Source organism: Streptomyces sp. NPDC096132 (assembly GCF_044763345.1).
Lineage (GTDB): Bacteria > Actinomycetota > Actinomycetes > Streptomycetales > Streptomycetaceae > Streptomyces.
In genome coordinates this window covers 17,205-37,631 of the sequence record NZ_JBIWGA010000013.1, presented here as the reverse complement: position 1 = coordinate 37,631, position 20,427 = coordinate 17,205, and the positions used below count along the sequence as shown (strand labels likewise).

Genomic DNA, 20,427 nt, shown 5'->3' with positions numbered 1-20,427 from the left:
CAGTACCGCGCGGAGGCGTGCGGAAGGCTCGTGTCAGCGCGCCCCGGTGCCGAGCCGGGTGAGCGTTTCGCGTACGGCGGGGACGTCCTGGTCGAGCCAGTTCACGTCCCAGATCTCACCGGCGGTGAGCCAGCGCAGCTCGTCGTGGTCCTCCAGGGGGACGGGGGCCGCCGAGCCGGGGCGCAGCCGGGCGGTCCACACCTGGAGGACGTAGGGCGGCCTCAGGGGCCACTCCCCCGGGACGCGCTCGACGACCTCGGCCTCCACGCCGAGTTCCTCGCGCAGTTCACGGACGAGGGCCGCCTCGGGCCGCTCGCCGGGCTCGACCTTGCCGCCGGGCAGCTCCCAGCGGCCGGCGTGCTCGGGAGGTGCGCTGCGACGCGCGGCGAGCAGTCGGCCGTCGTCGAGAAGCGCGGCTCCGACCACCACGATCCGTTCGGTCATGCGCCGGAGCCTACGGGACGTCGGTGGGCGTCAGTTCCGGGTGCCTTCTCCGCTCTGGGCCTGGCCCTGGTTCTGGCCGATGCGCTCGACCCAGTAGAGCTGCTTGTGGCCACGGCTGTCGAGGCTGTCCGCGATCTTCTGGGCCTCCGCCCGGGTGGCGTACCGGCCCACGCGGTAGCGATTGCCGTTGTCGTCCTGCCGTATGACGAGCCAGGGCAGAGAGATGGTGCCCTCGTTCATCGCGCCCCTCCGCTTCCCCGGCGCGGCCCGCCCCGCGCCCCACCCTCTAAGGAAACCGCAATCCGCATATGCCCGAGCGTACGCCTAACCTTTACACAGCGAACACGGCTTTGCACAAAGAGGTACGCAACCAGCCAAGACGCAGGGGGCGCACGGGGTCGAACGCGCCGGACGCGGGCGCTGACGCGTCCGGTCGGCGGGGTGTCGGGCATATATGGGGCGACCTGCGAGAACGGCCGGAAACGGCCGGATTCCGACGGCGCGCGGACCGGCTCCCGACGGGCGGTTTCCGGGGGCAACTGCCGGAAGGGTGTGCGCCGCCCGCCTCGATGCGCTACCGCAAGGACGGCGACCGGCCGCAGCACGGCCGCCAACCATTCGCCGCGCGGGGCGTCGGCGGGTGGCGCGCGGCCGTCCGACGGCGGGCGGTACGCGGCTATCTGACCGGTAGGTGGTACGCCACCCGGTAGCGGTCGGCCGGGATGACCACGTCGGCCGTTTCGACGGGGCGGCCCGAGGCGTAGTACGTGCGCTGCACGACCATGACGACATGCCCGGGGACTCCACCGAGCGTGAGCAACTCCTCGGCGAGGCCGGGGCGGGCGCCGACCTCCTCCGTCACGTTGTCCACGATGACGTCGATGGCGCGCATCCGCTCGACCACGCCCATCCCGCCGAGCGGGCCCTCCTCGGGCAGCATGACGGGCGTACGGCCGGTGACGGCGAGGGGCTCCCAGGAGGTGGAGAGCATCATCGCCTCGCCGGCCTCCCGGAACACGTACTTGGTGCACATCACGCGGTCGCCGGCCTTGATGCCCAGCCGCTCGGCGACGGCGCCGCCGGCCTCGGCCTGCTCGCTGCTGGACTCCCAGGTCCCGCGCGCGTGCGCCTCGGCCTGCTCCTGCCGGAACGGCGTGGCTCCGCTCGCGGGCCGGTAGCCGGAGCGGGCGATGCGGCGCGGCACCGGCCGCTCCCGCACATATGTGCCCGAACCGGAGCGGCCCTCGACCAGCCCCTCGGCCATCAGCACCTTGCGGGCCTCCAGGGCGACGGTGTCGGAGACCCCGTACTCCTCGCGGATTCTGGCCTGGGAGGGGAGGCGGGTGTGCGGTGGCAGCGAGCCGTCGACGATCTTCTTGCGGAGATCACCCGCGACACGGAGGTACGCCGGCTGCTCACCGAATGTCACTGGCCGCTCCCATCAGCTTGTACAGACAGCAACAGCGTCGCAACCGTGGGTTCGACCATGCAAGCAAAGGCCAGAGAATCACTCGATGTGATGACATGTGCCCCGGAAGGGCTTTACGCAGGGAGTTTCTCCCCGCTATGGGGGTGATCACACATCTTCGCTCCCGCTCCCGCCGCCACTCCCGGTGTCGTAGTCGTCCTCGTCGTACGAGGGCGGGGTGGTGGCCAGGTCCAGAGCCTCGCGGGCCGCGACGGTGGTGTCGCCGTCGACGTACTCGTAGCCGTCGTCGTAGTGCAGGTAATACGTGTCGACGTCACCCGCCGTGGCCGCCTTCGCCCAGTCCGCGCGGGCGTCCCGCATGTCCTTCACCAGGGCGTCGACGGACTTCTCCGCGTCGCCCGACCAGGTGTGGCCGCGCAGCGCGTCCGCCTGCTCGCCGAGCACGTCCCGGACGTGCGCCGCCCAGTCCTTGTTGGCGTCCAGGTCCTCCTCGGCGTATTCCTCGGGCTCCTCGTAGAGGACCTCGTCGACGGCGTCCATCGCCTTCAGGAACGCCAACTGGTCGGCGTCGAGCGTCGACTCGTCGGTGCGCAGGGAGCCGGTCAGGACGCCGGACGCGTCGGTGTGGGCGAAGACGCAGGTGATCCTGCGGTCGCCCCAGGCCCAGCTCTCCGAGGTGGGCGTGAGGTAGTAGACCTCGACCTCGTCGGTCAGCGCCCAGGGGTCCATCGCGTAGGCGTCCTGGAGCGTCCAGCACTCGTCCTCGGCCTTGTCGGTGACGTAGTCGTCGCCCGGGTAGTCGCCGCCGGACAGCGGGATGGTGCCGAAGACCTCGCCCTCGTGCGCGTCGGCGCAGGACACCATGTCGACGTCGTAGACGTTCTGGTCGAAGCCCGTGCCCGGGACGTCGAAGCAGTCGCCCTTGGCGAGGGAGTAGCTGTTGCCCCTGGCGCCCTCCTTGACGCCCTCCCAGACGTCGGAGGCGACGCTCGTGGACAGCGAGACCGCCCACAGGGCGAGTCCGAGGGACGACACGACCGCGCCCGCGATCGCCATGCCCTTGCCGCGCTCGCCCCGCTTCTTGATCTGCACCAGCGCGATGATCCCGAGGACCAGCCCCACGGCCGGCAGGAAGCACAGCAGGCCCAGCACGAGGGCGGCGATGGCGACGCCGTTGACCGGGGCCGGGCGGGCCAAGGGGGTGTAGCCCTGGCCCCAGACCTGGTAGGGGGCGGCACCGTAAGGGCCGTGGGGGTACGGCCCTTGCGGCCCTTGCGGCCCTTGCGGTCCCTGGGGGTGCGGATACGGGCCCTGCGGCTGTGGAGGCTGGTACGGGTCCTGGGGCTGCTGGGGCCCTGGGGGCGGGGGTATGGACACGAGTACCGTGCTCCTGGTTCGGACGGGTCAGGCGGGGTGCGGGCAGTGTGGCAGGGGGGTGTGACAGTGGCACAGAACTGGCATGCGACTGACGTGACTGGGCGCATCGTAAGCGTGTGAGGAGCTCGGGGTGTCCGCGGGGGGAAGCCGCCGACGCCGCACGGGGGTTGCGGCGCGAGGAGGCCTACACGGAACCGGAGGGGGACGCCTCGCCCCTCAGTCTGCGCTGTTCCTCCTCCACGATGCGGCGGGCCAGGCCGTCGTCGGAGACGTCGACCGCGTCGGGGGTGGCCTCGGCGGTGTCGCTGCGGCGGGCGTAGGCGTCGAACAGACGCTGTTTGTTCTCGAGGATGCGCAGCAGCCGGTCGTCCACGCTGTCGGTGACCAGCAGGCGGTGCACCTGGACCGCGCGGACCTGGCCCATACGGTGCGCGCGCGCCACCGCCTGGTGCTCCAGGGTCGGCTTGATCTGCGGCTCGCACAGGACGACCACGGAGGCTGCCTGGAGGTTGAGCCCGACGCCGCCCGCCTCGATCTGGCAGAGCAGCACCGCGTGCCCGTCGGCGGCCGTGAAGTCGTCGACGAGCCGCTGTCGGCGGGCCGCGGGCACGGAACCCGAGATCGGGCCGAACACGCCGTCCCCGAGCGCCTGTCGGACGGTCTCCAGAACGCTGCGGAAGAAGGAGAACACCACCACCTTCAGGCCGTTCGCCGCCGCCTCCGCGACCAGCTCGCGCAGCCGCTGGAGCTTCGCGGACTTCTCCGGATCGGCGTAGGCGGCCCGGCGCATCGCCATGAAGTTCCCCCCGGCGACGGCCGCCCGGTAGGCGTCCTGGTCGGCGACGCTGAACTCCTCCCATTCGTCGACCTGGATCAGCGCGGGCAGTTCGCTGAGGACGTCCTGCTGGTTGCGCCGCAGGTAGGCGGGGGCGACGGCCTTGCGGAAGACGTGCGGTCCGGCGGCCGCGTCGCTGTCGCGTATCTCCGGGAGCAGCTCGGGCCGGAGGTGGCGGACGAGGGTGCGGAACTCCTCGACGCGGTTCTCCATCGGCGTACCGGTGAGGAAGAGGACGCGGTCGCAGGCGCCGGTCCACGCGGCGACCGAGCGGGCGCGGCGGGTGGCGGGGTTCTTGACGTAGTGGGCCTCGTCGACGACCAACAGCCCCGGGGCCGTGGCCGGTTGCGGTGCGGGCAGGGTGTGCAGCACGTCGAACGTGGTGACGGCGACGCCGCCGCGCTCACGCCACTCCGCGTGGGCGTCCCGCCGGTCCGGGCCGTGCACCGGAATCGCCCTGAGCGCGCTGCGGGCGCGGATCTCCCGGGTCCAGTTGATGAGGACGCCGGCCGGGCAGACCACCAGGAAGTGGGCGTGCCCCTCCGCCGCGAGATGGGCGAGCACGGCGATGGCCTGGACGGTCTTGCCGAGCCCCATCTCGTCACCGATCACCACCCGCCGCTGGGCGAGCGCGAACCGGGCGCCGAACGCCTGGTAGCCGCGCAGGGAGACCCGGCGATGGGTGTCGTCCAGCGGCTGTGCGCGCACCCGCTCGGCGACCTCCGACGGTACGAACCCCTCGGAAGCCGCCACGTCCGCGGGGAGCGCGCAGATCTCCGCGAGCAGGCTGTAGTACTCGGCGGAGCGCACCTCGAAGTCGACCCAGGGCTCGACCTCGGAGGCCGGTTCGCGGAGCAGGTCCGCGGTGGCCTGCGCCAGCCGCAGGGCGGCGTCCGTCGCCGTCGCCTCGGCGGTCAGCTCGCGCAGCTCCGTGGCGGCCGCGCGGGCGGCCTCCCGGCGGCTCTTGCCCGCCAGCGCCAGCCGCAGCCGGCTGGTCGCCGGGCGCAGCGCGGGCAGCAGCTCGGCGAGCCGGGTCTCGTACCGCTCGGCGGCGGCGACGGCGCGGGGCAGGTCGGGGCCGGCCTCGACGAGCCGGTACAGCGCGGTGACCAGGGCGGTGGTGCGGGGCTCGGGGGCGTCGACGTCGATCCGTACGGAAACGGTCTCCCCGACCGCGCGGGCGAGTTGCCCGGCGGCGGCCAGGGCCTGGTCGGCGGTCTGCTGCCCGACGCCGGGGATCTGCCGGAGCGCGTGCCGGCTCGCCTCGTGCACCGCGCCCACCGAGTCGAACCCGGCCGCCTCGACCGCCGCGAGCCGCAGCCGGCCCTCGGTGACGTCCTTCAGCCGGGCCAGGGGGAGGGAGCGGAGCTCCTCGGCGACGAGGGCGTCCCGCAGCGGCGCGTGCGCGACTCGCACCGCCTCCAGGGCGCGGGTGTGGTCGGCACGCAGGGTGCGGGCGGCGTCGTAAAGCCGCGCCCCGGCCCCGTACAGCTCGCGCGCCCGCCGGCCGACGGCGGGGGCGGCCTCGTACGGCGGCGGGGCATGGCTGCCGACGACTTCCGCCTCGTCGACCCGCCCCATGACGCCTCCCCCCGCTGCACCGGGCTCCCGGCTCACCCCTCGCGCTCCATGCTCCCACCCACCACCGTCAACGGTGTGACACGGCGGGAGGTGGACGGACGGTCGGCGTCCGGCATGGGAGGCTCAGTACGTGATCATCGAACGCGCGTACGCCCATGTCGCCCCGCACGGCGAGCTCGACGCGGGTGAGTGGCCCTGGTCCGTGCCCTGTGTGCGCGAGCTCGTGGCGGACGGACTGCGGTTCACCGCACCGGTGACCTATGTGGTCGGGGAGAACGGCTCGGGCAAGTCGACGCTGGTCGAGGCGCTCGCCGAGGGGTTCGGGCTGGACTCCTGGGGCGGCTCGCACGACTGGCGCTACGCCAGTCACCGGCCCAAGTCGGTCCTGGGCCAGCGGATCCGCTTCGACGCGGCGCCGCGCGGACGGTCGATGCTGGGCAACTGGGCCGCCCGCAAGGGCTTCTTCCTGCGGGCGGAGACGGCACTCGACGCGCTGGACCGAGAAGGCTTCGCACCGGAGTCGGCCAGTCACGGCGAAGGCTTCCTCGCCGCGTTCCGGGGGAAGTTCCTCCAGCCCGGCCTGTACGTGATGGACGAGCCCGAGGCAGCGCTGTCCTTCACCTCCTGCCTGGAACTGCTCGGCCACATCGACCAGTTGACCCGACGCGGCGGCCAGGTCGTCTGCGCCACCCACTCACCGCTGCTGACCGCCCTGCCCGGCGCGGACATCATCGAGGTCGGCGACCACGGCATGCGCCGGACGGCCTGGTCCGACCTCGCCCTGGTCGACCACTGGCGCCGCTACCTCGACGACCCCCTGTCCTACCTGCGCCACATCCTGGACTGACGCCACTGACGAAGGCCGGACTCTCGAGAGCCCGGCCCCGTCGTGGAACGTCGCGTAGATCTCGTGGATCTCGGTCAAGAACTCGCCGTCGTGCTCGGAGCGATCGGGTTCCCCGACCACCGGGTCCTGGCCGGTACTCGCTCCCCGCGCATCACCAGGGACGCGGGCCCCACCACCGTGCCGGCCGCCAGTGAGGCACCGGGCAACGCGATGGAGTGCGGCCCCAGCGTGGCTCCCGCGTCCAGTCGGATCTGGTCCAGCTGCAACACCCGGTCGTGGAAGACGTGCGTCTGCACCACGCAACCGCGGTTGACCGAGGCTCCATCCCCGATACGGACCAGGTCGGCCTCGGGCAGCCAGTGGGTCTCGCACCACACGCCGCGGCCGATCCGGGCGCCGAGCGAGCGCAGCCACAGGTTGAGGAACGGCGTACCGAGCAGCAGTCGGCCGAGCCAGGGTATGGCCAGTTCCTCGACAAAGGCGTCATAGAGCTCGTTCCGCCAGACGAAGGAACTCCACAGTGGGTGGCGGCCTGGCCTGAACCGCCCCACCACAAGCCATTTCGCCGCGGTGGTGGCCAGACAGGCGAGTATGCCCGCGCACAGCAGCACCACTCCCGCCAGGGCCGCGGCCACCAGCAGCCCGTAGCGTACGGCGAGCACCTGGAGTGCTAATGCGGCCAGGCTGCCGATGAAGGCCGTACCCATGACCGGTACAAGCCGGCACGCCTCCACGGCTGCCCGGGCGAGCACCAGTCTCCGCGGCGGCGCCCAGGTCCGTCCAGGATCCCCCTTCTCCCGTACCCGGGGCACCGAGAAGCCTGGTCTGCCCAGCCAGGACGATCCGGGTTCGGCATGCGCGGGGACATCTGAGAGCACCCCGACCAGGGCGCCTTGGGGAAGCTCCCGGCCCGGTCTCACGATCCCGGAGTTGCCGACGAAAGCACGCCGCCCGACGCAGGAAGAGTCCAGCCGGAGCCAGCCGCCCCGCAGCTCGAACGGCGCCACCAGGGTGTCATCGGCGAGGAACGCCTGGTCGCCCACCCGCATCAGTGCCGGCAGCCCCAGCACGGTGGAGACCTCCGCCCGCCGCCCGACGCCGGCCCCGAGCAGTCGCAGCCACAACGGCGTCAGCAGGCCCGCGTAGAAAGGGAAGAGCGTGGTCCGGGCCAGACCCATGAGCCGTGAGACCAGCCAGGCGCACCAGGTGACCCTGCCACACGTGGGATGGAACCCGGGAGTCAGAGCTCGGCCCGCGAGCCGCACCAGCACCACGGTCAGCGTCGCATAGCAGCCCACCGCCAGCGGGACGAGCAGCGGGGTCAGCAACAGCAGGTCGAGCATGACGGCGCCGAGGCCATGTTCGTCGCCCACGAAACGGTTCAGGACCAGCAGCGCCGGCAGGGAGGCCGCCAGTGGCAGCAGCCCCAGGGCCGACAAGGCCGCGCTGTAGGCCAGTTCCCAGCGCCGCGAGCGTCGCCGGACCGGCCGCGGCCAGTCGTGGCCCGCGCGCGGGGCACCGGACATCCGCCGTGCCGGTGAGCCGTACCACCGCTCGTCCGCGGGCACTTCGCCCTCCACACAGCTGCCGGGTGCGACATCCGCTCCGCTGCCCACCTTGGCACCGGGCATCAGCATGCTGCGGGCACCCACTCGGGCGCCGTCCCCGATCTCGACCCGGCCCAGCTGGAGCACATCGCCGTCCAGCCACCAGCCGGCCGCGTCCGCCTCGGGCTCCAGAACACATCCGGAGCCGAAACGGGCCATCCCGGTCACCGGCGGCATGGCGTGCAGATCCACGCTCTGCCCCACCGCGCAGCCCAACGCCTTGGCGTAGCGGGCAGCCCAGTGATTGCCGAGCAGTGAGGCCATACCGAGTACGGTCCCCATGCGTTCAGCCGCCCACAGCCGCAGGTGCACCGAGCCGCCACGGGGGTGCCTACCGGGTCGGAACCCGGCGGTGAGCAATCGGCCGACGGCCGCCCCGATCACGACGCGGCCGGGGGCGCTGAACAGCGCCAGCCAGCCCGCGGCGATCAGCCACCATGAGCTCCGTGGGGTCCAGGGCCGCGGACCGAGGAGATTGTCCAGCGCGGTGACTCAGTCGCTGCCCATAGAGTCCATCCGCGACGTACGCGCTCACTTGGCCGAAGTCGTCGAACGTGCCGACCGTGACGACGTGCCCACTGTCATCACCCGTCGCGGCAAGCAGGTCGCCGCCGTGGTCTCGATCGACGTGCTGCGCAAGTACCAGGAGTGGGAGGAGCGCGAGATCAACCGCATCATCGACGAGCGCATGGCGAACCCGGCCGTCGGCGTCCCGATCGAGGACGTGATGAGGGAGACGCTGGCACGCAGTGAGTGACTACCGCACGGTGTTCCGGCCCGAGGCCCAGGCCGAGCTGCCCAAAATCCCGCGGGACATCGCGCTTCGCATCCTGGCCAAACTTACAGAGCTGGAGAGCGACCCCTTCGGCTTCAACACCACCGCACTCGTATCCCAGCCTGAGCGCCGCCGCCTTCGGGTCGGCGACTACCGTGTCGTCTACACGATCGACAACGGGGAGCTGGTGGTGTGGGTCGTACACGTCGGACACCGCTCCACGGTCTACGACACGTAGCCGCGCCAGGTTCTGCGGACAGCTGCGGACCGTACAACGGCCTGACCTGCTTTCTCGCAGGTCAGGCCGTTTGTCCACATCCGATCAGACGTTGAAGCGGAACTCCACGACGTCGCCGTCCTGCATGACGTACTCCTTGCCCTCCATACGGGCCTTGCCCTTCGCGCGGGCCTCGGCGACCGAGCCGGTCTCCACCAGGTCGGCGAAGGAGATGACCTCCGCCTTGATGAAGCCCTTCTGGAAGTCGGTGTGGATGACGCCGGCGGCCTCGGGAGCGGTGGCGCCCTTCTTGATCGTCCAGGCGCGGGATTCCTTGGGGCCGGCCGTGAGGTAGGTCTGCAGGCCGAGGGTGTCGAAGCCGACGCGGGCCAGGGTGGCGAGGCCGGGCTCCTCGGCGCCCACCGACTCCAGCAGCTCCATCGCGTCCTCCTCGTCGAGCTCGGCGAGGTCCGCCTCCAGCTTGGCGTTGAGGAAGATCGCCTCGGCCGGGGCGACCAGGGCGCGCTGCTCGTCCTTGAAGGAGTCGTCCATCAGCTCGTCCTCGTCGACGTTGAAGACGTAGAGGAAGGGCTTGGTGGTGAGGAGGTGCAGGTCGTGCAGGAGCTCGGCGCGCTCGCTGCCCTGGACGATGCCCTGCGAGAAGAGGGTGTCGCCCTTCTCCAGGATCTCCTTGGCCTCCTCGACGGACTTGACCTTCGGCGCGACGTCCTTCTTGATCCGCGACTCCTTCTGGAGGCGGGGCAGGACCTTCTCGATCGTCTGGAGGTCCGCGAGGATCAGCTCGGTGTTGATCGTCTCGATGTCGTCCTTGGGCGAGACCTTGCCGTCGACGTGGACGACGTTCTCGTCCTTGAAGGCGCGGATGACCTGGCAGATCGCGTCGGACTCACGGATGTTCGCCAGGAACTTGTTGCCCAGGCCCTCGCCCTCGGAGGCGCCGCGCACGATACCGGCGATGTCGACGAAGTCGACGGTCGCGGGGAGGATGCGCTGGGAGCCGAAGATCTCGGCCAGCTTGGTCAGGCGCGCGTCCGGGACACCGACGACACCGACGTTCGGCTCGATCGTGGCGAACGGGTAGTTGGCCGCCAGCACGTCGTTCTTGGTCAGGGCGTTGAACAGGGTCGACTTGCCGACATTCGGCAGACCGACGATTCCGATCGTGAGCGACACGTTGCGACTTCCCGTAGTCAGAGGGCCAGGGGGCCGGTTCCCGCGGTGAGTGGGCCTGGGGGCCAGAGGGCCGACCGATCCACCAGTTTACGGCGTGCCCGGCACCGGCCCGGCGGGCCTGTCGAACGCGGGGACGACGCAGGGACAAGGCCCGTCCTTCGGCGTGTCCGACACCCGATTCGCCACATGAACCGACCTAGGTTGGTGCGGTGGAGCAAGACAGGACGCGACCCCCACAGCACTCCAAGCACCGGGACCCACCTTCACCACCACCCCTCCCACCCCAGCCCACCCGAGGCAACACCCCCGCAGCGGGCATCCAGCCGGCCCGGTCCCGGGAACCGGGCGGGAAGAGGAAGCAGGTCCGGGACGTCCGGGGACGCCGGCCATCGGTGCCTCCCCGCCCTTCGGAGCCGCCTCGTCCGACCCGATCACCACTGCGCTCGGGGGCGTCCCGCTCCGCGGAGCCGCCCCGGTCCTCGAAGCCCGCTGCGCAGGCTGTCCGGCGGATGCCGAATCCTCGGCTGACGGGGCTCGGGAGCGGGCTGTTCAGTGCGGTGGTGATGTTCGCGCTCGGGGGTGTGGACGAGTTGCTGTTCGGGGGCTCGCTGACGGTGTACGGCGTGTTGTTCGTGCCGGTGTGTGTACTGACCGCCCTGTGGGTGCGCCAGGGCGATCTGGTGTCGGCGCCCGTGGTCGTGCCGATCGCCTACGCCCTGGGCCTCCTGCCCCTGACCGGCGGCGCGGGTGGGACGGGGGCACAGCTGATGGAGCTGGTCACGGCGCTGGCCACGCAGGCCGACTGGCTGTACGGCGGGACGCTCGTCGCGGCCGTGACCATCCTCGTGCGCGGGGTACGGCGGGCCGCGGCCGCCCGCCGCCGGACAGCGAGCCGGGGCGGCCCGCGCCCCTAGGGAACCTCAGGGACCTCATCGCCCCCGGCGGGATCCCAGGGGCGCACCGCGCTCCCAGCCCGCTCAGCCCCGTTCGGTCGCCCGCATCGCCGCCCCCACGATCCCCGCGTTGTTCTGGAGCTGCGCCGGGACGATCTCCGCCTTGATGCCCTCGATGAGGTGCAGGAACTTCTCGGACTTACGGCTGACCCCGCCGCCGATGATGAACAGCTCGGGCGAGAACAGCATCTCCACGTGCGCGAGGTACTTCGTGACGCGGCGTGCCCAGTGCTCCCAGGTCAGCTCGTGGTCCTCCTTCGCCTTGCTGGAGGCGCGCTTCTCGGCGTCGTGGCCGTTCAGCTCGAGGTGGCCGAGCTCGGTGTTGGGGACGAGGACGCCGTCGACGAAGACGGCGCTGCCGATGCCCGTGCCGAAGGTCAGCAGGATGACCGTGCCCTTGCGGCCGCGCCCGGCGCCGAAGGCCGCCTCGGCGACGCCCGCCGCGTCCGCGTCGTTGACCACCGTCACCGGCAGCCCGCCCAGCCGCTCACTGAACAACGCGCGCGCGTCCGTGTCGATCCAGCCCTTGTCGACGTTGGCCGCCGTGCGGATGGTGGACCCGCCGGTGACCACGCCGGGGAAGGTGAGGCCGACCGGCCCGGTCCAGCCGAAGTGCTCGACGACCTCCTTCACGCCGTCGGCCACCGCATCAGGCGTCGCCGGATGCGGGGTGAGCACTTTCAGGCGCTCCTGAGCCAGGTCGCCCTTGTCCAGGTCCACAGGGGCGCCCTTGATCCCGGATCCACCGATGTCCACGCCGAAGATCTGCATGGCCCTACGTTACGTCGGACGACTGACAGTCACTCACCCGAGGCGCCCGCGGCCCCGCTTCCACCGCGCGACGCGACCAGCGCCGCCGCCTCCTCGCGCAGGTCCCGGCGGAGTTCCTTGGGCAGCGAGAAGGTGATGTGCTCGTCGGCGGCCTTGACCAGCTCGACGTCCTCGTAGTCGCGCTCGGCGAGCCAGGCGAGGACCTCCTCGACGAGGACCTCGGGGACGGAGGCGCCGGAGGTGACGCCGACCGTGCTCACGCCCTCCAGCCAGGCCTCGTCGATCTCGCTCGCGAAGTCCACCAGGTACGACTCACGCGCACCGGCGAGCTTGGCGACCTCGACGAGCCGCTTGGAGTTGGAGGAGTTGCGCGAACCGACGACGATCACCAGCTCGGCCTCGGCGCCCATCTGCTTCACCGCGAGCTGACGGTTCTGCGTGGCGTAGCAGATGTCGTCGCTGGGCGGGGAGATGAGCTGCGGGAACTTCTCCTTCAGCGCGTCGACCGTCTCCATCGTCTCGTCGACGGAGAGGGTGGTCTGGGAGAGCCAGACGACCTTGGACGGGTCGCGGACCTCGACCTTGGCGACGTCGCCGGGGCCGTCGACGAGCTGGATGTGGTCGGGGGCCTCGCCGGAGGTGCCGATGACCTCCTCGTGACCCTCGTGTCCGATCAGCAGGATGTCGTAGTCCTCGCCCGCGAAACGGACCGCTTCCTTGTGGACCTTGGTGACCAGGGGGCAGGTCGCGTCGATCGTGGCGAGCTGCCCGCGCGCGGCCTCCTCGTGCACCACCGGCGCGACGCCGTGCGCCGAGAACATCACGATGTTGCCCGGCGGGACCTCCTCCGTCCGTTCGACGAAGATGGCGCCCTTCTTCTCCAGGGTCTGCACGACGTACTTGTTGTGGACGATCTCGTGCCGGACGTAGACCGGGGCCCCGTACTGCTCCAGGGCCTTCTCGACGGCGATGACGGCGCGGTCCACACCCGCGCAGTAGCCCCGGGGAGCGGCGAGCAGGACACGGCGGCGGGCTGGCGAAGCAGTCATGTGTCCCATCGTAAGGCCGGGTACGGCCACCGTTGGCGACGTGGGGGCTGCCGCCCCCAGACCCCCGCTTCGGCCCTGAACGGGCCTCGTCCTCAATCGCCGGACAGGCTGATCTTCTGACCCTGCGTTGTCAGTCCTGGCCGTTACTCTCGGGCGCATGGCTGTGAACACGTCCGCGGACGCCCCGCTGCCCGTCGGTGAGGTGTCGCGGCTCATCGGGGGATGGATCGAGCGGCTCGGCGCGGTGTGGGTCGAGGGGCAGATCACCCAGTTGTCGCGGCGCCCGGGTGCGGGCGTCGTGTTCCTGACGCTGCGGGATCCGTCGCACGACATCTCGGTGAGCGTGACCTGCTACCGGCAGGTGTTCGACGCCGTCGCGGACGTCGTCGGGGAGGGCGCCCGGGTCGTCGTCCACGCGAAGCCGGAGTGGTACGCGCCGCGGGGGCAGCTGTCGCTGCGGGCCGTGGAGATACGGCCCGTGGGGGTCGGAGAGCTGCTGGCGCGGCTGGAGCAGCTGAAGAAGTCGCTGGCGGCGGAGGGACTGTTCGCGGCCGAGCGGAAGAAGCCGCTGCCCTTTCTGCCGCAGCTCATCGGGCTGGTGTGCGGGCGGGCGTCCGCCGCGGAGCGGGATGTGCTGGAGAACGCCCGGCACCGGTGGCCCGCGGTCCGCTTCGAGGTGCGCAATGTCGCGGTGCAGGGGGTGCACGCGGTGTCGCAGGTCGTCCAGGCCGTGAAGGAGCTGGACGCGATCGAGGACGTCGACGTGATCATCGTCGCCCGTGGGGGTGGCAGCGTGGAGGATCTGCTGCCGTTCTCCGACGAGCAGCTGGTGCGGGCGGTGGCCGCGTGTCGTACGCCCGTGGTCTCGGCCATCGGGCACGAGCCGGACAACCCGCTCCTCGACCACGTCGCCGACCTGCGTGCCTCCACGCCCACCGACGCCGCCAAGAAGGTCGTGCCGGACGTCGGGGAGGAGCTGGAGCGGGTGCGGATGCTGCGCGGCCGGGCGCGGCGGTGTGTGGAGGCGCTCATGGAGCGCGAGGAGCGCGGGCTCGCGCACGCGCTCGCGCGGCCCGCGCTGCAGGATCCGCACCGGATGATCGACGAGCGGGCCGATCATGTCGCCTCGCTCACCGACCGTTCCCGGCGGTGCCTGGGGCATCTGCTCGACCGCGCCGACTCCGAGCTGACGCATACGCACGCACGCGTGGTGGCCCTCTCGCCGGCCGCGACGCTGAAGCGGGGGTACGCGGTGCTGCAGAAGGCCGATGGGCATGTGGTGCGGGATCCGGGCGAGGTGGCGCCCGAGGAGGCACTGCGGGCGCGGGTCGCCGCGGGCGAGTTCACTGTTCGAGTCGACAACCAGGACGGGGTGCATGACGAGCAAGGCTGAGGAAACCCTCGGGTACGAGCAGGCGCGCGACGAGCTGATCGAGGTCGTACGGCGCCTGGAGGCGGGGGGTACGACGCTGGAGGAGTCCCTGGCTCTGTGGGAGCGCGGGGAGGAGCTGGCCAAGGTGTGCCGGCGCTGGCTGGAGGGCGCGCGGGCGCGGCTGGACGCGGCGCTGGCCGAGGAGGAGGACGAGGGGGACAAGTAGGCGCGCCGGGTGGCGCCTGTGAGGCCGGTCACCATGATCGGAGTTTTGTTGAACCTTGAACTTCCCTGGCGTACCTTCGTGTCTGTCAGCCGGTCCGGCGCCCCGGATCCGGACGCGCACAGAGGAAGTTCAGGCATGTCTCTCGTTCTTGACCCCGCCGCCCAGGACCTGCTGTTCCGCGAGGCCCACACCGCGAACACCTTCACCGACGAGCCGGTGACCGACGAGCAGGTCCAGGCGATCTACGACCTGGTCAAGTTCGGCCCCACCGCGTTCAACCAGACCCCGCTGCGCATCACCCTGGTCCGCTCGACCGAGGCCCGTGAGCGGCTGGTCCAGCACATGGCCGACGGCAACAAGGCCAAGACGTCCACCGCCCCGCTGGTCGCGATCCTCTCCGCGGACAACGAGTTCCACGAGGAGCTGCCGACCCTCTTCCCGGCCTTCCCGCAGGCCAAGGACCTGTTCTTCGCCGAGCGCGCGGCCCGCGAGGGCGCCGCCGGGATGAACGCCGCCCTGCAGGCCGCCTACTTCATCATCGGCATCCGCGCGGCCGGCCTGGCCGCCGGCCCGATGACCGGTCTGGACTTCGAGGGTGTCCGCAAGGAGTTCCTCGACGACGACCACACCCCGCTGATGGTGATCAACATCGGCAAGCCGGGCACGGACGCGTCCTACCCGCGCTCCCCGCGGCGGGCGTACGACGAAGTCGTGACCACCGTCTGAGCCATGCGACACACGTGAGGAGGCCCCCGGCTGCGCAGCCGGGGGCCTCCTCACGTACGCGAAGCGATCACGCGAGCTCCAGCGCCTTCACCATCTCCGTCAGGCGTTCGAAGGACGCCGTGCCCGCCACCACCGTCGTCGAGCCTTCGGTGCCCTGCAGGACCAGCGCGTCGTAGCGGCCGCCGGTGTAGCGGGTCCAGGTGCGGCCGCCGATCTCCTCGGTCACCTTGGTCGCCTGCCCGCCCTGGCTGGCCTCGTCGATGAACTGCGAGCGCTTCTGAGTGGACTGCTCGACGGCGACGTACTGACCGTCGGGAGTCTGGAAGCCGAGATGCCAGGAGTCGAAGTCGGCGCCCTGGAAGCGTACGGAGGTCGCCTTCCAGTTCCCGGACAGGCCCTCGGGCGCGGCCACCGGGTACGACGCCGCTCGGCGCGCGGTCAGGAGTTCGACGCGGTAGTCGACCCGCTTGATGTCGGGAGCGTGATCGTCGTGCGGGACGAAGAGGTAGATGACCCACGCCGCGATCACGATGAGGCCCAGGGAAAGAATCATGTCCCGGGCCGTCTTCTGCTTGCCGTTCGAACCTGCCACGCCCCCTATCGTCGCAGGTGCCCGGCCCGCTCATCCGTGGGGTCCCCTGCTCATTTTGTCGGACTGACGATAGAGTCGAGGTCGAACCCTCATCCGGCCGTCGTCGTATCAGAAAGGTGCGCTCCGATGACCGAGAACCATCATCTGCCGTCCGAGCTCGATGTCCCCTCCGAGGCCCCCGACCGCAACCTCGCCCTGGAACTGGTCCGGGTGACCGAAGCCGCCGCGATGGCCGCGGGCCGCTGGGTGGGGCGCGGTGACAAGAACGGCGCCGACGGTGCCGCGGTGCGCGCGATGCGGACCCTCGTCTCCACCGTCTCGATGAACGGCGTCGTCGTCATCGGGGAGGGCGAGAAGGACGAGGCGCCGATGCTCTTCAACGGCGAGCGCGTCGGCGACGGGACCGGGCCCGAGGTCGACATCGCCGTCGACCCGATCGACGGGACCACGCTGACGGCCAAGGGCATGCCGAACGCGATCGCCGTCCTCGCCGCCACCGAGCGGGGCGCGATGTTCGACCCGTCCGCGGTGTTCTACATGGACAAGCTGGTCACCGGCCCGGAGGCCGCCGAGTTCGTCGACATCAACGCGCCCATCGAGGTCAACATCCGCCGGGTCGCCAAGGCCAAGCGGGCCACCCCCGAGGACGTCACCGTCGTCATCCTCGACCGGCCCCGGCACGAGGGCATGATCAAGGAGATCCGGGACACCGGCGCGCGCATCAAGCTGATCTCCGACGGCGATGTGGCCGGCTCGATCCTGGCGCTGCGCGAGGGCACCGGTATCGACCTGCTGCTCGGCATCGGCGGCACGCCCGAGGGGATCATCTCGGCCTGCGCCGTGAAGTGCCTGGGCGGCACCATCCAGGGCAAGCTGTGGCCCAAGGACGACGAGGAGCGGCAGCGCGCGATCGACGCGGGGCACGATCTCGACCGGGTGCTGACCACCGAGGACCTGGTCAAGGGCGAGAACGTGTTCTTCGTCGCGACCGGGATCACCGACGGTGAGCTGCTGCGCGGGGTGCGGTACCGGTCGGAGACCGCGACGACCGACTCGATCGTGATGCGGTCGAAGTCGGGGACCGTGCGGAGGATCGATTCCGTGCATCGGCTGAGCAAGCTGCGGGCTTACAGCGCGATTGACTTCGATCGCGCGAAGTAGCGCCTACGGGTGGGGGGCTGCGGGCCCTGTGCGACTGCGGGTGCGATGTGGCTGGTCGCGCCCCCGCGGCGGAGCCGCTAATCGATGGCGCCCCGCGCCCCTAAAAGCAAGTAGGCGGGGCGCCCCCGGTGCGGAGGGGGCGCCCCGCTCGCACGCAAAGACCGTCAGCCCGCCTGCGCTATGCGGCCCGCCGTCCTGGCCGCCTTCTTCAGTTCCATGTCGCGGCGGCGGCGTCGGGCCAGGACGACGCGGCGTTCGGCGGCGGTGAGGCCGCCCCAGACGCCGTAGGGCTCCGGCTGGAGCAGGGCGTGCTCGCGGCATTCGACCATGACGGGACAGCGGGCGCAGACCCGCTTCGCGGCCTCCTCGCGGGAAAGGCGGGCGGCCGTGGGTTCCTTGGAGGGGGCGAAGAAAAGGCCTGCCTCGTCGCGCCGGCACACCGCCTCGGTGTGCCAGGGAGCGTCTTGGTCGCGCGCTGGCACCCGCTGGGCCGGAACGGCGGCGACCTGCAGGGACGAATGCGGCGGTTGCAGCACGGGTCTACTCCTGACGACGGCTTCGCGAGCGAGAGACGATGCAGCAAGGCCTACCCGCTGTGCGCGCGCCTATGCACTCGGTTCCGATCCGCTGGATTCCGGGGAGTCCTGCGCGGTCCGGTGGGACGCGGGGGTCGCCCGGGGCGCGGCCGGATTCACGACCGTCAACGGTCCAGGTGTTTGCGCAAACCCTTGTCGACCTTGCGCTGAACGCGATCGAGAATGTCCGCGACGAGCCTGCCCCGCTTCGGCCTGCCCTCGATGTTGCCCAGGACGGCCCAGCCGTCGACGTAGACCACGGGGGCGTCCGGCTCCGGGGAGTCGAGCGCGTCCACCTCGAAGCTGCCGAGGACGCCGCCGCCGGTGCCGCGCAGCGACACGTTCTCCGGGACGCGGATCTCGACGTTGCCGAAGACGGCCCACGCCTTGATCATGACCTGCTGGTACTCGAACAGCGCCTCGCTCAGGTCGATCTCGACGCTGCCGAAGACCGCGTACGCGTGGACGCGGCGGCCCGCGCGCCAGCGGCCCCGGCGGCTGGCGCTGCTGAAGACCGCGACCACGTGGTCGTCGGCGTCGGCGGGGATCGCACCGGCGGCCGGGTGGTGCGGGGCGCCGACGGGGGCGGTGCGGCGCTGGTGGGCGGCGGGCAGGTCCCGTATGAAGACCTCCAGCTCTCCCACCGTCTTGGCGGCCAGCACGCCCTCGACGCGCTCGGCATGTTCGTCGGCGGTGAGCCTGCCCTCCGCCAGGGCCTCGCGCAGGATGTCGGCGATGCGGTCGCGGTCGGCGTCCGAGGCGCGCAGCTCGGCGGTCGGTGTGGGGGCGGCAGCGGTCTGCTTCTGAAGGTCCACGGGGCCAGCGTACCCAAACACGATAGATCGCGATAGTCCCCGGAGGGGTGACCCTGCCTCGAACTGAGCCTTACCTCACAAGCTCGCTGTCAGAGGCAGGTTCTACGCTGGTGGAGCCTGCCCGTCTCTTCGGCGGGCCGCCGTCTGTCGAGTGAGGAATGGGCGAAGATGCCTGAGTTCGAGTACACCGATCTGCTCCCCATGGGAGAGGACACCACCCCCTACCGGCTGGTGACCTCCGAGGGTGTCTCCACCTTCGAGGCCGACGGACGGACGTTCCTCAAGGTGGAGCCGGAGGCGCTGCGCAAGCTCGCCGCGGAGGCCATCCACGACATCCAGCACTACCTGCGCCCGGCCCACCTCGCCCAGCTGCGCCGGATCATCGACGACCCCGAGGCGTCGGGCAACGACAAGTTCGTCGCGCTGGACCTGCTGAAGAACGCGAACATCGCGGCGGCGGGCGTGCTGCCCATGTGCCAGGACACCGGCACGGCGATCGTGATGGGCAAGCGGGGCCAGAACGTCCTCACCCAGGGCGGCGACGAGGAGGCCCTCAGCCGCGGCATCTACGACGCCTACACCAAGCTGAACCTGCGGTACTCGCAGATGGCTCCGCTCACCATGTGGGAGGAGAAGAACACCGGGTCGAACCTGCCGGCGCAGATCGAGCTGTACGCCACGGACGGCGGCGCGTACAAGTTCCTGTTCATGGCGAAGGGCGGCGGCTCGGCCAACAAGTCGTTCCTCTACCAGGAGACGAAGGCCGTCCTGAACGAGGCCTCCATGATGAAGTTCCTGGAGGAGAAGATCCGCTCGCTGGGTACGGCCGCCTGTCCGCCGTACCACCTGGCGATCGTCGTCGGCGGTACGTCCGCCGAGTACGCGCTGAAGACGGCGAAGTACGCCTCCGCGCACTACCTGGACGAGATCCCGGCCGAGGGCTCGGCGCTCGGGCACGGCTTCCGGGACAAGGAGCTGGAGGAGAAGGTCTTCGAGCTGACGCAGAAGATCGGGATCGGGGCGCAGTTCGGCGGCAAGTACTTCTGCCACGACGTACGCGTGGTCCGGCTCCCCCGGCACGGCGCCTCCTGCCCGGTCGCCATCGCCGTCTCCTGCTCCGCCGACCGCCAGGCCGTCGCGAAGATCACCGCCGAGGGCGTCTTCCTGGAGCAGCTGGAGACGGACCCGGCGCGGTTCCTGCCGGACACCACGGACGCTGAGCTCAACAGCGGCTCCGCCGCGGGCCTCGACTCCTCCGACGAGGACGTGGTCCGCATCGACCTCAACCAGCCGATGGACGACATCCTCGCCGAGCTGACGAAGTACCCGGTGAAGACCCGCCTCTCGCTCTCCGGTCCCCTGGTCGTGGCCCGTGACATCGCGCACGCCAAGATCAAGGAGCGGCTGGACGCGGGCGAGGAGATGCCGCAGTACCTGAAGGACCACCCGGTGTACTACGCGGGCCCGGCCAAGACCCCCGAGGGTTACGCGTCCGGCTCCTTCGGCCCGACCACGGCCGGCCGGATGGACTCCTACGTCGAGCAGTTCCAGGCGGCGGGCGGCTCCAAGGTGATGCTGGCCAAGGGCAACCGCTCGCAGCAGGTCACCGACGCCTGCGGCAGCCACGGCGGCTTCTACCTCGGCTCCATCGGCGGGCCCGCCGCCCGCCTCGCCCAGGACTGCATCAAGAAGGTCGAGGTCGTCGAGTACGAGGAGCTCGGCATGGAGGCGGTCTGGAAGATCGAGGTCGAGGACTTCCCGGCCTTCATCGTCGTCGACGACAAGGGCAACGACTTCTTCAAGGACCCGGCCCCGGCGCCGACGTTCACCTCGATCCCGGTGCGGGGGCCTGGGCTGGCGTAGTGCCTCGGGGCGGCGGGA

At 70.9% G+C, this 20,427-nt stretch carries 21 protein-coding genes; 9 read left to right on the top strand and 12 right to left on the bottom strand.

The genetic code is table 11. The annotated features are described in order from the left end of the window. Positions 1 to 33: 33 nt before the first annotated feature. The 5 genes from ACIRF9_RS28560 to ACIRF9_RS28540 form a co-directional block, all read right to left on the bottom strand. The gene (locus ACIRF9_RS28560) at positions 34 to 444 is read right to left on the bottom strand and encodes a (deoxy)nucleoside triphosphate pyrophosphohydrolase (RefSeq protein WP_403827837.1); all 411 of its coding nucleotides are present in this window, start codon (positions 442 to 444) and stop codon (positions 34 to 36) included. Positions 445 to 474: 30 nt separating this feature from the next. Continuing rightward, complete coding sequence (locus ACIRF9_RS28555) at positions 475 to 684, bottom strand: SPOR domain-containing protein (protein ID WP_403827835.1); 210 nt, start codon at positions 682 to 684, stop codon at positions 475 to 477. Between the two features lie 436 nt (positions 685 to 1,120). Further along, positions 1,121 to 1,873 (bottom strand): GntR family transcriptional regulator, encoded by a 753-nt coding sequence (locus ACIRF9_RS28550; protein ID WP_403827833.1) that lies wholly within the window; start codon positions 1,871 to 1,873, stop codon positions 1,121 to 1,123. Between the two features lie 147 nt (positions 1,874 to 2,020). Then, the gene (locus ACIRF9_RS28545) at positions 2,021 to 3,250 is read right to left on the bottom strand and encodes a DUF4190 domain-containing protein (RefSeq protein WP_403827831.1); all 1,230 of its coding nucleotides are present in this window, start codon (positions 3,248 to 3,250) and stop codon (positions 2,021 to 2,023) included. 184 nt (positions 3,251 to 3,434) lie between these two features. Continuing rightward, positions 3,435 to 5,666 carry a DEAD/DEAH box helicase gene (locus ACIRF9_RS28540; protein ID WP_403827829.1) on the bottom strand — a complete coding sequence of 744 codons (2,232 nt, stop codon included), beginning with the start codon at positions 5,664 to 5,666 and terminating at the stop codon, positions 3,435 to 3,437. A gap of 130 nt (positions 5,667 to 5,796) precedes the next feature. Here ACIRF9_RS28540 and ACIRF9_RS28535 point away from each other — a divergent pair, with 130 nt between their 5' ends. Then, complete coding sequence (locus tag ACIRF9_RS28535; protein ID WP_403827827.1) at positions 5,797 to 6,513, top strand: AAA family ATPase; 717 nt, start codon at positions 5,797 to 5,799, stop codon at positions 6,511 to 6,513. 74 nt (positions 6,514 to 6,587) lie between these two features. Here ACIRF9_RS28535 and ACIRF9_RS28530 read toward each other — a convergent pair whose 3' ends face one another. Beyond that, complete coding sequence (locus ACIRF9_RS28530; RefSeq protein ID WP_403828237.1) at positions 6,588 to 8,603, bottom strand: Pls/PosA family non-ribosomal peptide synthetase; 2,016 nt, start codon at positions 8,601 to 8,603, stop codon at positions 6,588 to 6,590. A gap of 4 nt (positions 8,604 to 8,607) precedes the next feature. Here ACIRF9_RS28530 and ACIRF9_RS28525 point away from each other — a divergent pair, with 4 nt between their 5' ends. Together ACIRF9_RS28525 and ACIRF9_RS28520 are read left to right on the top strand one after the other, a co-directional pair. Continuing rightward, on the top strand, positions 8,608 to 8,877 hold the full coding sequence (locus tag ACIRF9_RS28525) for a type II toxin-antitoxin system Phd/YefM family antitoxin (RefSeq protein ID WP_403827825.1): 270 nt from the start codon (positions 8,608 to 8,610) through the stop codon (positions 8,875 to 8,877). Beyond that, the gene (locus ACIRF9_RS28520; RefSeq protein ID WP_403827823.1) at positions 8,870 to 9,133 is read left to right on the top strand and encodes a type II toxin-antitoxin system RelE/ParE family toxin; all 264 of its coding nucleotides are present in this window, start codon (positions 8,870 to 8,872) and stop codon (positions 9,131 to 9,133) included. The genes ACIRF9_RS28525 and ACIRF9_RS28520 overlap by 8 nt, the downstream gene beginning before the upstream one ends. Positions 9,134 to 9,217: 84 nt before the next feature. Here the strand turns inward: ACIRF9_RS28520 and ychF are convergent, their stop codons facing one another. Further along, complete coding sequence (gene ychF / locus ACIRF9_RS28515; RefSeq protein WP_403827821.1) at positions 9,218 to 10,306, bottom strand: redox-regulated ATPase YchF; 1,089 nt, start codon at positions 10,304 to 10,306, stop codon at positions 9,218 to 9,220. A 509-nt stretch (positions 10,307 to 10,815) separates the two neighbouring features. On the opposite strand from ychF, the gene ACIRF9_RS28510 reads away from it, so the two are divergent. Continuing rightward, positions 10,816 to 11,220: a DUF6542 domain-containing protein gene (locus ACIRF9_RS28510; RefSeq protein ID WP_403827819.1), complete on the top strand. Its 405-nt coding sequence runs from the start codon at positions 10,816 to 10,818 to the stop codon at positions 11,218 to 11,220. Positions 11,221 to 11,283: 63 nt separating this feature from the next. Here ACIRF9_RS28510 and ppgK read toward each other — a convergent pair whose 3' ends face one another. Together ppgK and ACIRF9_RS28500 are read right to left on the bottom strand one after the other, a co-directional pair. Continuing rightward, positions 11,284 to 12,030 carry a polyphosphate--glucose phosphotransferase gene (ppgK, locus tag ACIRF9_RS28505; RefSeq protein ID WP_403827817.1) on the bottom strand — a complete coding sequence of 249 codons (747 nt, stop codon included), beginning with the start codon at positions 12,028 to 12,030 and terminating at the stop codon, positions 11,284 to 11,286. A gap of 29 nt (positions 12,031 to 12,059) precedes the next feature. Then, on the bottom strand, positions 12,060 to 13,088 hold the full coding sequence (locus ACIRF9_RS28500; protein WP_403827815.1) for a 4-hydroxy-3-methylbut-2-enyl diphosphate reductase: 1,029 nt from the start codon (positions 13,086 to 13,088) through the stop codon (positions 12,060 to 12,062). Between the two features lie 148 nt (positions 13,089 to 13,236). On the opposite strand from ACIRF9_RS28500, the gene xseA reads away from it, so the two are divergent. From xseA to ACIRF9_RS28485, 3 genes are all read left to right on the top strand, one after another. Beyond that, positions 13,237 to 14,472 carry an exodeoxyribonuclease VII large subunit gene (xseA, locus tag ACIRF9_RS28495; RefSeq protein ID WP_403827813.1) on the top strand — a complete coding sequence of 412 codons (1,236 nt, stop codon included), beginning with the start codon at positions 13,237 to 13,239 and terminating at the stop codon, positions 14,470 to 14,472. Further along, positions 14,456 to 14,677, top strand: a complete 222-nt coding sequence (locus ACIRF9_RS28490) for an exodeoxyribonuclease VII small subunit (protein WP_403827811.1) — start codon at positions 14,456 to 14,458, stop codon at positions 14,675 to 14,677. Before xseA ends, ACIRF9_RS28490 begins: the two co-directional genes overlap by 17 nt. A 135-nt stretch (positions 14,678 to 14,812) precedes the next feature. Then, positions 14,813 to 15,403 carry a malonic semialdehyde reductase gene (locus tag ACIRF9_RS28485; protein ID WP_403827809.1) on the top strand — a complete coding sequence of 197 codons (591 nt, stop codon included), beginning with the start codon at positions 14,813 to 14,815 and terminating at the stop codon, positions 15,401 to 15,403. Between the two features lie 67 nt (positions 15,404 to 15,470). Here ACIRF9_RS28485 and ACIRF9_RS28480 read toward each other — a convergent pair whose 3' ends face one another. After that, positions 15,471 to 15,995 (bottom strand): DUF4245 domain-containing protein, encoded by a 525-nt coding sequence (locus tag ACIRF9_RS28480; protein ID WP_403827807.1) that lies wholly within the window; start codon positions 15,993 to 15,995, stop codon positions 15,471 to 15,473. A gap of 126 nt (positions 15,996 to 16,121) precedes the next feature. Between ACIRF9_RS28480 and glpX the strand changes: the two genes are divergently transcribed. Beyond that, a complete protein-coding gene (gene glpX / locus ACIRF9_RS28475; RefSeq protein WP_403827805.1) occupies positions 16,122 to 17,156 on the top strand; it encodes a class II fructose-bisphosphatase in 1,035 nt (344 codons plus the stop codon). Between the two features lie 164 nt (positions 17,157 to 17,320). On the opposite strand, the gene ACIRF9_RS28470 is transcribed toward glpX, so the two are convergent. Further along, complete coding sequence (locus tag ACIRF9_RS28470; RefSeq protein ID WP_079078867.1) at positions 17,321 to 17,692, bottom strand: WhiB family transcriptional regulator; 372 nt, start codon at positions 17,690 to 17,692, stop codon at positions 17,321 to 17,323. A 164-nt stretch (positions 17,693 to 17,856) separates the two neighbouring features. Further along, the gene (locus ACIRF9_RS28465; RefSeq protein ID WP_403827803.1) at positions 17,857 to 18,546 is read right to left on the bottom strand and encodes a DUF1707 domain-containing protein; all 690 of its coding nucleotides are present in this window, start codon (positions 18,544 to 18,546) and stop codon (positions 17,857 to 17,859) included. A gap of 168 nt (positions 18,547 to 18,714) precedes the next feature. Here ACIRF9_RS28465 and ACIRF9_RS28460 point away from each other — a divergent pair, with 168 nt between their 5' ends. Then, positions 18,715 to 20,409, top strand: coding sequence for a fumarate hydratase (locus tag ACIRF9_RS28460; protein ID WP_403827801.1), 1,695 nt, complete (start codon positions 18,715 to 18,717; stop codon positions 20,407 to 20,409). Positions 20,410 to 20,427 lie beyond the last annotated feature (18 nt).

Bases quoted from the DNA above. Each gene is read 5' to 3' on its own strand.
- ACIRF9_RS28560 (WP_403827837.1), bottom strand. From the start codon at position 444: ATGACCGAACGGATCGTGGTGGTCGGAGCCGCGCTTCTCGACGACGGC.
- ACIRF9_RS28555 (WP_403827835.1), bottom strand. From the start codon at position 684: ATGAACGAGGGCACCATCTCTCTGCCCTGGCTCGTCATACGGCAGGAC.
- ACIRF9_RS28540 (WP_403827829.1), bottom strand. From the start codon at position 5,666: ATGGGGCGGGTCGACGAGGCGGAAGTCGTCGGCAGCCATGCCCCGCCG.
- ACIRF9_RS28510 (WP_403827819.1), top strand. From the start codon at position 10,816: ATGCCGAATCCTCGGCTGACGGGGCTCGGGAGCGGGCTGTTCAGTGCG.
- ppgK (WP_403827817.1), bottom strand. From the start codon at position 12,030: ATGCAGATCTTCGGCGTGGACATCGGTGGATCCGGGATCAAGGGCGCC.
- ACIRF9_RS28500 (WP_403827815.1), bottom strand. From the start codon at position 13,088: ATGGGACACATGACTGCTTCGCCAGCCCGCCGCCGTGTCCTGCTCGCC.
- xseA (WP_403827813.1), top strand. From the start codon at position 13,237: ATGGCTGTGAACACGTCCGCGGACGCCCCGCTGCCCGTCGGTGAGGTG.
- ACIRF9_RS28490 (WP_403827811.1), top strand. From the start codon at position 14,456: ATGACGAGCAAGGCTGAGGAAACCCTCGGGTACGAGCAGGCGCGCGAC.
- ACIRF9_RS28485 (WP_403827809.1), top strand. From the start codon at position 14,813: ATGTCTCTCGTTCTTGACCCCGCCGCCCAGGACCTGCTGTTCCGCGAG.
- glpX (WP_403827805.1), top strand. From the start codon at position 16,122: ATGACCGAGAACCATCATCTGCCGTCCGAGCTCGATGTCCCCTCCGAG.
- ACIRF9_RS28460 (WP_403827801.1), top strand. From the start codon at position 18,715: ATGCCTGAGTTCGAGTACACCGATCTGCTCCCCATGGGAGAGGACACC.